9 protein-coding genes and 1 pseudogene are annotated in these 7277 nt (G+C 69.2%); 3 read left to right on the top strand and 7 right to left on the bottom strand.

Annotation, left to right across the window (positions count from 1 at the left end):
- Nucleotides 1-27 precede the first annotated feature (27 nt).
- The gene (gene cydB, locus P2P98_RS00195; RefSeq protein ID WP_275796034.1) at nucleotides 28-1059 is read right to left on the bottom strand and encodes a cytochrome d ubiquinol oxidase subunit II; all 1032 of its coding nucleotides are present in this window, start codon (nucleotides 1057-1059) and stop codon (nucleotides 28-30) included.
- 20 nt (nucleotides 1060-1079) lie between these two features.
- Entirely contained in the window at nucleotides 1080-2522 is a 1443-nt protein-coding gene (locus P2P98_RS00190; RefSeq protein WP_275796032.1) for a cytochrome ubiquinol oxidase subunit I, read from the bottom strand.
- Nucleotides 2523-2655: 133 nt separating this feature from the next.
- Between P2P98_RS00190 and P2P98_RS00185 the strand changes: the two genes are divergently transcribed.
- Nucleotides 2656-3207, top strand: coding sequence for a PadR family transcriptional regulator (locus tag P2P98_RS00185; protein WP_275796030.1), 552 nt, complete (start codon nucleotides 2656-2658; stop codon nucleotides 3205-3207).
- A 99-nt stretch (nucleotides 3208-3306) separates the two neighbouring features.
- Nucleotides 3307-3579 carry a hypothetical protein gene (locus tag P2P98_RS00180; protein ID WP_275796028.1) on the top strand — a complete coding sequence of 91 codons (273 nt, stop codon included), beginning with the start codon at nucleotides 3307-3309 and terminating at the stop codon, nucleotides 3577-3579.
- A 4-nt stretch (nucleotides 3580-3583) separates the two neighbouring features.
- Here P2P98_RS00180 and P2P98_RS00175 read toward each other — a convergent pair whose 3' ends face one another.
- Complete coding sequence (locus P2P98_RS00175) at nucleotides 3584-3925, bottom strand: heavy-metal-associated domain-containing protein (protein WP_275796026.1); 342 nt, start codon at nucleotides 3923-3925, stop codon at nucleotides 3584-3586.
- 11 nt (nucleotides 3926-3936) lie between these two features.
- Complete coding sequence (locus P2P98_RS00170) at nucleotides 3937-4218, bottom strand: metal-sensitive transcriptional regulator (protein ID WP_275796024.1); 282 nt, start codon at nucleotides 4216-4218, stop codon at nucleotides 3937-3939.
- Nucleotides 4219-4457: 239 nt separating this feature from the next.
- On the opposite strand from P2P98_RS00170, the gene P2P98_RS00165 reads away from it, so the two are divergent.
- A complete protein-coding gene (locus P2P98_RS00165) occupies nucleotides 4458-4820 on the top strand; it encodes a hypothetical protein (RefSeq protein WP_275796022.1) in 363 nt (120 codons plus the stop codon).
- Between the two features lie 3 nt (nucleotides 4821-4823).
- Here the strand turns inward: P2P98_RS00165 and P2P98_RS00160 are convergent, their stop codons facing one another.
- From P2P98_RS00160 to P2P98_RS00150, 3 genes and pseudogenes are all read right to left on the bottom strand, one after another.
- Complete coding sequence (locus P2P98_RS00160) at nucleotides 4824-6104, bottom strand: ABC transporter permease (RefSeq protein WP_275796020.1); 1281 nt, start codon at nucleotides 6102-6104, stop codon at nucleotides 4824-4826.
- Nucleotides 6101-6790, bottom strand: coding sequence for an ABC transporter ATP-binding protein (locus P2P98_RS00155; RefSeq protein ID WP_275796018.1), 690 nt, complete (start codon nucleotides 6788-6790; stop codon nucleotides 6101-6103). The genes P2P98_RS00160 and P2P98_RS00155 overlap by 4 nt, the downstream gene beginning before the upstream one ends.
- A pseudogene (locus P2P98_RS00150) lies at nucleotides 6787-7277 on the bottom strand (hypothetical protein); the annotation flags it as partial. The pseudogene P2P98_RS00150 and the gene P2P98_RS00155, both read right to left, overlap by 4 nt.

Raw genomic sequence — 7277 nt, 5'->3', positions numbered from 1 at the left:
CTCCCCGAGGGAGCGGGGCGACCGGCGTCAGTGCGCGACGAGGGCGGCCTTCTCGATGCGGGCGCGCGTGACGCGCTTGCGGAACACCCAGTACGTCCACCCCTGGTACGCGAGCACCAGCGGCAGGAAGATCAGCGCCGCCCAGCTCATGATCGTCAGCGTGTAGTCGGTGCTGGACGCGTTCTCGATCGTCAGGCCCGAGCCCGCCTCGAGCGTCGAGGGCATCACGTTCGGGAAGAGCGCGAAGAACAGTGCCGCCACCGCCGTGACGATCGTGATCGCGCCGAGCGTGAAGGCGGTGCCCTCGCGGTCGCGGAGGTTGGCCACCCACGAGCCGATCAGGGCCAGCGCGGCGATGCCGGAGAACGCGACGACCCCCAGCAGGAGCGGCGCCTGATTGTTCGCCGCCTGGACGATCGTCCAGACCAGGAACAGGGCTGCGGCCACGATGGTCGCGAGGCCCGAGGTCCGGGCGAGTTTCCGCGCATCCGTCCGCACCTGCCCGTCCGTCTTCAGCGCCACGAAGTACACGCCGTGGGTGAAGAAGAGCAGCAGGGTCACCAGGCCACCCAGGATGCCGTAGGGGTTGAGCAGCGTGAACAGGGTGCCCACGTACTCGTGATCGGCATCCAGCGGCACGCCCTGCACGATGTTCGCGAACGCCACACCCCACAGGAACGCGGGGACGGCGGATCCGATGACGATCATCCGGTCGAAGCCGCGCTTCCATTTCGCCGATTCCCGCTGGTGGCGGTACTCGAACGACACGCCGCGGGCGATGAGCGCCAGCAGGATCAGCAGGAGCGGCAGGTAGAAGCCGCTGAACAGGGTGGCGTACCACTCGGGGAACGAGGCGAACAGCGCCGCTCCCGCGACGATGACCCACGTCTCGTTGAGGTCCCAGACGGGTCCGATGGTGTTGATGATCTGGCGGCGCGCGATGTCGTCCTTGCCGAGGAACGGCAGTGACATCCCGACACCGAAGTCGAACCCGTCGAGCACGAAGTAGCCGATGAAGAGGAATCCGACGATCCAGAACCAGAGGTAGGCGAGATCCATGATGTTCTCCTTGAGCCGACTCAGTAGACGGTGGTCGGGGTGTTCTCGACGGTGTCGGGCTCCCGCGGCGCGTTCGGATCCGGCAGTGGGTCCGGTCCCTTCTGCGCGTACTTCTTGATGAGTCCGAATTCGACCACCGCGAGGCTCGCGTAGGTGAGGGTGAAGGCGATGAGCGAGACGAGCACGCTCCATCCCGGGACGCTGGGGGAGACGCCGTCCTGCGTGAGCATCAGGCCGAAGACGATCCACGGCTGGCGGCCCATCTCGGTGAAGACCCAGCCGACGAGGCTCGCGATCATCGGCAGGGGAGCGGCCCAGATCGCCACGCGCCACATCCACTGCTTCACGGGGCGGGTCGCCTTCTTGCGCGTGACCCACAGACCGACCGCGCTGATGAGGGCGGTCAGGCCGCCGAGCGCGATCATCCAGCGGAAGGCCCAGTAGGTGACCCACAGGACGGGGGCGAAGTTGCCGTCGACCTGGTCGGCGAACTGCGGGAACATCTGCTGGCTGTACAGCGTGTTCAGGTCGTTGATGCCTTCGACGCAGCCGTCGAGGGAGTGCGTCGACAGGATGCTGAGGAGGAAGGGCACGCGGATCGAGAACAGCTCGCTCGTGCCGTCGGGGGTGCCCAACGTGAAGATCGAGAACGAGGCATCCTGTCCGCAGACGGTGTTGAAGGTCGCCTCCGCCGCCGCCATCTTCATCGGCTGGGTCGCGACCATCACCAGGCTGAGCTGGTCACCGGCGACCGCGACGAGGACGAACGACACGATCGCCGACCACAGACCGAAGCGGAGGGTCGTGCGCATCATCTCGACGTTGCGACCGCGAGCGAGGTGCCAGGCGGAGATCGAGGCCACGATCATCGCCGCGAACATCCAGCCCGAGAAGATCGTGTGCGGGAAGGCCGCGAGCGCCACGGGGTTGGTGAGCATCGCCCAGAAGTCGACGAGTTCGGCGCGGTGGCCGTCGGCGGCCATCTGGTAGCCGACCGGGTTCTGCATGAACGCGTTGGCGGCGATGATGAAGTAGGCCGAGAACGTGGCCCCGAGGGTCGCCATCCAGATGCTCGCGAGGTGCGCGAGGCGAGGGAGCTTGTCCCAGCCGAAGATCCACAGGCCGATGAAGGTGGCTTCGAGGAAGAAGGCGAGGAGCCCCTCGAAGGCGAGCGGTGCGCCGAAGACATCGCCCACGAAGCGGGAGTACGCCGACCAGTTCATGCCGAACTGGAACTCCTGGACGATGCCGGTGACGACGCCCATGGCGAAGTTGATGAGGAAGATCTTCCCGAAGAACCGGGTGAGGTGCAGCCACTTCACGTCTCCGATGCGGTACCAGACGGTCTGGAAGATCGCGACGACGAGCGACATCCCCAGTGTCAGAGGCACGAAGAGGAAGTGGTACAGGGTCGTCAACCCGAACTGCCAGCGGGCGAGAGCGAGGGGGTCGAGCCACTCCACGAGGAGCCTCCGATCAAGCTGTGCTATGTGGTCAGACCACATGCTACGCCGCGCCGCACCGCGCCATTCCGCGTTGATTCGGCATCGAACCATATACTCGGAAAGTCATTTCTCGAGCGTGTTCGGAGAGTCCATGTCGGTGCGTCAGAGCCTGCTCGCGATCCTCGATCAGGGCGCCTGCTACGGCTCCCAGCTTCGCGCCGAGTACACCCGTCGGACCGGGGCGGCGGTGAACGTCGGGCAGGTCTACACGACGCTCGAGCGGCTCGAACGCGACGGCCTGGTCGACAACCGCGGAGTCGACGACGACGGGCGGGTCCTCTGGAGCGTCACGCCGGCGGGGCGCGCGGAGGCGCGCGCGTGGCTGAGAGCGGCGACCGTTGCCGACGGACGCGACGAGGTGGCCCTGCGCATCGCGCTGGCGGTCACCCTTCCGGACGCCGACGTCCCCGGCATCCTGGCTGCTCAGCGCGCCGGTGTGCGGGCTGCCCTCGCGGAAGAGGCGACTCAGGGCGACGGAGCGGATGCCACCGGGACGGCGATCGTCGCCGCGGCCCGTCGCGCTCGTCTCGAGGCTGAACTGCGCTGGCTCGATGAGGTGGAGGTGCTCGCGGCCGGGGCGACCGGCCTCGCGATCTCGGACGAGCGTCCCCGTCGCGGTCGCCCGGCGCGGGCGGCGCTGTGAGGGTAGTTAGCCGCACGTAGGAGTTTCGTCAAGGCCGGAGTGGATCAGAACCTCGGGGCACAGGGTGAGAACACACCCGGACGACCGAAGGAGTCACACATGGTCATGGAAGCACCGCTCAGCCGCCCGGGTCGCGTCGTCGCCGCTACGGCGGCCCCGTCGACACCCGTGGCTCCGATCGAGATCCCCTGGACGCGCATCGACATGGACCTCTACGAGGTCGCGCGCGACGGGTACATCGTCGGTTACGTGGAGGTGGTCGGCTCGGTCTTCGTGGCGCTCGGCGGAACGCGCTACGACCGCGCGGTCGAGGTCGCGCAGCACCTGACTTTCCACGCCGCCGTCGACGCGGTCCTGCGTCGCTCCGCGTGAGCGGTCAGCGCACGAGCGCGTAACCGGCTTCGTCGATCGCCGCCGCCAGCTCGTCGTCGCCGGCGGTGCCGTTCGAGCGGATGCGGACGATGGATGCGCCCCCGACGTTCAGCTCGATGCTCGCGACTTCGACGCCGTCGAGAGCGTCCAGCTCTTCGGTCACGGCGCGGACGCAGTGAGCGCACGTCATGCCTTCGACGCGGAGTTCGCTGTCGTAGAGGTCCTCGCTCGCCGAGGGGGTGGGGGCGGCAGCCGCGGTGGTGTGGCCGCACCCGCAACCGTCGCCGCATCCTCCGCCGGAGGGCGTCGAGGCGGTCAGTCCGAGTTCGATGCGCTGCGTGGGCATGGGGGTCTCCTTCACGAACGGACCAGGCGGGCGATCGCCTGGTTGGCTTCTCTGAGCTTCTCTTCGGCGACCGGACCGCCCTGCGCCGCCGCCTCGGCCACGCAGTGGGACAGGTGATCGTCGAGGAGCGAGAGGGCGACGGTCTCGAGCGCCTTCGTCACGGCGGACACCTGGGTCAGGATGTCGATGCAGTACTGGTCGTCGTCGACCATGCGCGCGATGCCGCGCACCTGGCCCTCCGCGCGACGCAGACGCTTGAGCAGGTCGTCCTTGTGGCCCACGTATCCGTGCATACGTCGATGATACCCCCGTGGGGTATACGAAGCACCGACTTCCGGTCTGTCAACCCCCTCGGAATTCCGAGCTCGCCGACGGATGGTCGAGACATCAGGAGGTCGACATGTTCTCTCGTCGTACCGGTGGTGGTCAGCGATGACCGCCGACCCCTTCCCCACCGGCCCCCATCGCCCCGTGCGCATCCCGCACCTGCCGCCGCTGCGCCAGACCCGTGCCCAGCGTCGAGAATCGAAGGATGACGCGAACGCTGGCCGCGCTCCCGGGCGCCGCACGCCGGCTCTGCCTGAGCCGGAGGAACGGGGAGATCTGCACGCGTGAAGTGGGCCACCGCGGGCTCCACCATCGCCGCGGCGGTCACCTCCTCTGGTCCGAGGCGCAGGCCGACCCGCCCGAGTGCGCCGGCGCGGGTGCGCCCGCCGAACCCGCCGTGACCTTGGCCGACGGATTCCCCGGCGGCCGGGCGCTGTGTCCGGTGTGCTGGGGTTTCGTGCCCCTCGACGATGCCGGCAGACTGCTCGCGCACGATACGTGGCGTGGCGATCCGACCCGCGAGGAGGCCGACCGCCGGCGTGTGTGGTTCAACGCGCACGGGTGGTGACGGTCACGAACCCCGGAGCGCGTCGACCGGTTCGATCCGTGCGGCGCGGCGGGCCGGGATGCCGCCGGCGACGAGCCCCACGACAGCGCCGAGCAGCGCGCCTCCGACCGCGACGAGCGGGTCGAGGACGGGAGTCCACTGCTGCGCGACACTGACGCCGACGACCGCGAAGACGCCGAGCGAGGAGCCGATCAACCCCCCGAGCGTGCCGATCACGATCGACTCGATGACGAACTGGCCCGCGATCTGCTTCCGCGTCGCGCCGAGCGCGCGGCGCAGACCGATCTCGGTCACGCGTTCCATCACCGACATCATCGTGACGTTCGCGATCCCCAGCCCGCCGGCCAGCAGGACGACCACGCCCAGCAGGACGAAGACGAACCCCACATCGGACTGCACGCCCGTGCTGAGCTCCGATGTCCCCGGCGGCGCGCCGACGACGATGGTCTCGGGCGCGTCGGGCGAGAGCGTGAGGGGAACCTGGTCGCGCAGCTGAGGGCCGGCGCCGACCGCGATCCGCGCTCGAAGGTCTTCCGGCGCCCGCACACCGAAGTCCCGCCGAGCGGCGCCGTTCGGGACCACGGCGGCGTCGAGCAACTCGCCCGCCGTGTCGACGCCGTCGAAGATTCCGATGACGGCGTACGCGACACCGTCGATGAAGATCGACGGCTGGGTGTCGACGCGGTCGACGCCGAGTTTCGCCGCAGCGCTCGCCCCGAGGAGCGCGACACGGTCGCCCCGTCGGTCGTGCCCGTCGTCGAAGGAGCGCCCCGTGACGAGGTGCCCGCCGACCATGTCGAGCACCCCCGCGGATGCCGCGAACAGAGCGGGAGAGACGATCGTGGGCGCGGACGGGTCGTCGACCGACACCGCGCTGATCGTCCCCGTGCCGAGATCCACCTTGGTCGACAGCGCGGCCGCCTCGACACCGGCGAGCCGCTCGACGCGCTCGGGGGCGTCCCACGGGAGCCGGGCCGTGGCAACGGAGGTCCCGCCCTGCGACGAGGTCTTGGCCGGGGTGACGACGATCTGCGTGGCGGAGGCGGCGTCGAACTGACGGGCGATCTGGTCCGTCGCCGTCTGGGAGAAGCCGATGGTCGCGACGAGGGCGGCGATCCCGAGGACGGTGCCCGCCACCGTCATCGACAGGCGACCGGGGCGGGTGCCGATGTCGCTGGTCGCCTCGGTCAGGAGATCGAGGAACCCGAATCGGTCGGCGCGAGGCACATCGTCGTCGATCGGATGCCGCCGTCGTCGCGCGAACCGGGGGAGGAGGCGCCTCATGCCACTTCGTCCACTCGTCCGTCGGCGATTCGGACGGTCCGGTGCGCTCGCTCGGCCACGTGCGCATCGTGCGTGATGAGCACGAGCGTGAGCCCGCCCGCGTGCAGTTCCTCGAAGAGCTCCATGATCTCGAGCGTCGTCGCGCGGTCGAGGTTCCCCGTCGGCTCGTCGGCCAGCAGAACGCGCGGGCGCGTGACGACCGCTCGGGCGACGGCCACGCGCTGACGTTCACCGCCGGAGAGCACCCCCGGCCGGAACTCCAACCGATGATCCAGCCCCACACGGTGCAGGGCTTCCCTCGCCCGCGGCTCCCGTTCCGCCCGCGGCGTGCCGCTGTACAGCATCGGCATCATGACGTTCTCGAGGACGGTGCGACGCGGCATCAGATGAAACGCCTGGAACACGAAGCCGAGGGAGCGGGCACGCACGGCCGCGCGCTCGTCTTCGCCGAGGTTCCTCGTGGGAGTGCCCGCGAGGACGTATTCGCCGATCGTCGGCCGATCGAGCAGGCCGAGGATGTTGAGCATCGTGGACTTCCCCGATCCGCTCGGACCGACGATCGACAGGTAGTCGCCCTCATCGACACGGAGGTCGACGGCCCGGAGCGCGTGAACCTCGGGGGTGCCGGGGAACGAGCGCGTGACCTCCCGCAGATCGATCACCGGCGGGCGCTCAGCGTGCGTCACCGTCCCACCACCACGAGATCACCGGGCGACAGTGCGCCTTCGACGGGCTTCACCTCGACGGCGCCGTCTGCAGCGAGACCCGTCTCGACCGTGATGAGTCTGGTCGCGGCGCGGTCTCCGTCGCGCGGATCTCCCTCGACCACCTCGACGCGTTCTTCTCCACCCGGACCGGCCGACAGAGCGGCCAGGGGGACGTTCAGGACATCGCCCTGGGTCGCGCCGACGGGAATGGTGACGCGCAGGTTCTGACCCTGCACCGCGGTCACTTGGTCCGGGGTGAGCGGGTCGGGGGACAGGGCCACGGTCCAGCGGTCGGACGATTTCTTACCCGGCGTCAGGGCGGTGATGGTGGCCGCGTGCGTCGAGCCGTCGGGCAGATCGGCGGTGGCCTTGTCGCCGACCTTCAGCAAGCGCGCATCGGCTTCGCTCGCCGACCCGGAAAGAGCCACGGTCGCCCCCGAGACGACCATGGCGACCCCTTTCAGTT

The organism is Microbacterium sp. Kw_RZR3 (genome assembly GCF_029222405.1).
In the GTDB taxonomy this organism is placed as follows: domain Bacteria; phylum Actinomycetota; class Actinomycetes; order Actinomycetales; family Microbacteriaceae; genus Microbacterium.
Note: the sequence above shows the minus strand (reverse complement) of the source record. Positions and strands in the feature narration are given on the sequence as shown.

What these genes read in the sequence shown, in the direction of transcription:
- P2P98_RS00160 (WP_275796020.1), bottom strand. Translation starts at nt 6,104, where the DNA reads ATGAGGCGCCTCCTCCCCCGGTTCGCGCGACGACGGCGGCATCCGATC.
- P2P98_RS00185 (WP_275796030.1), top strand. Translation starts at nt 2,656, where the DNA reads ATGTCGGTGCGTCAGAGCCTGCTCGCGATCCTCGATCAGGGCGCCTGC.
- P2P98_RS00180 (WP_275796028.1), top strand. Translation starts at nt 3,307, where the DNA reads ATGGTCATGGAAGCACCGCTCAGCCGCCCGGGTCGCGTCGTCGCCGCT.
- P2P98_RS00170 (WP_275796024.1), bottom strand. Translation starts at nt 4,218, where the DNA reads ATGCACGGATACGTGGGCCACAAGGACGACCTGCTCAAGCGTCTGCGT.
- P2P98_RS00175 (WP_275796026.1), bottom strand. Translation starts at nt 3,925, where the DNA reads ATGCCCACGCAGCGCATCGAACTCGGACTGACCGCCTCGACGCCCTCC.
- P2P98_RS00165 (WP_275796022.1), top strand. Translation starts at nt 4,458, where the DNA reads ATGACGCGAACGCTGGCCGCGCTCCCGGGCGCCGCACGCCGGCTCTGC.
- cydB (WP_275796034.1), bottom strand. Translation starts at nt 1,059, where the DNA reads ATGGATCTCGCCTACCTCTGGTTCTGGATCGTCGGATTCCTCTTCATC.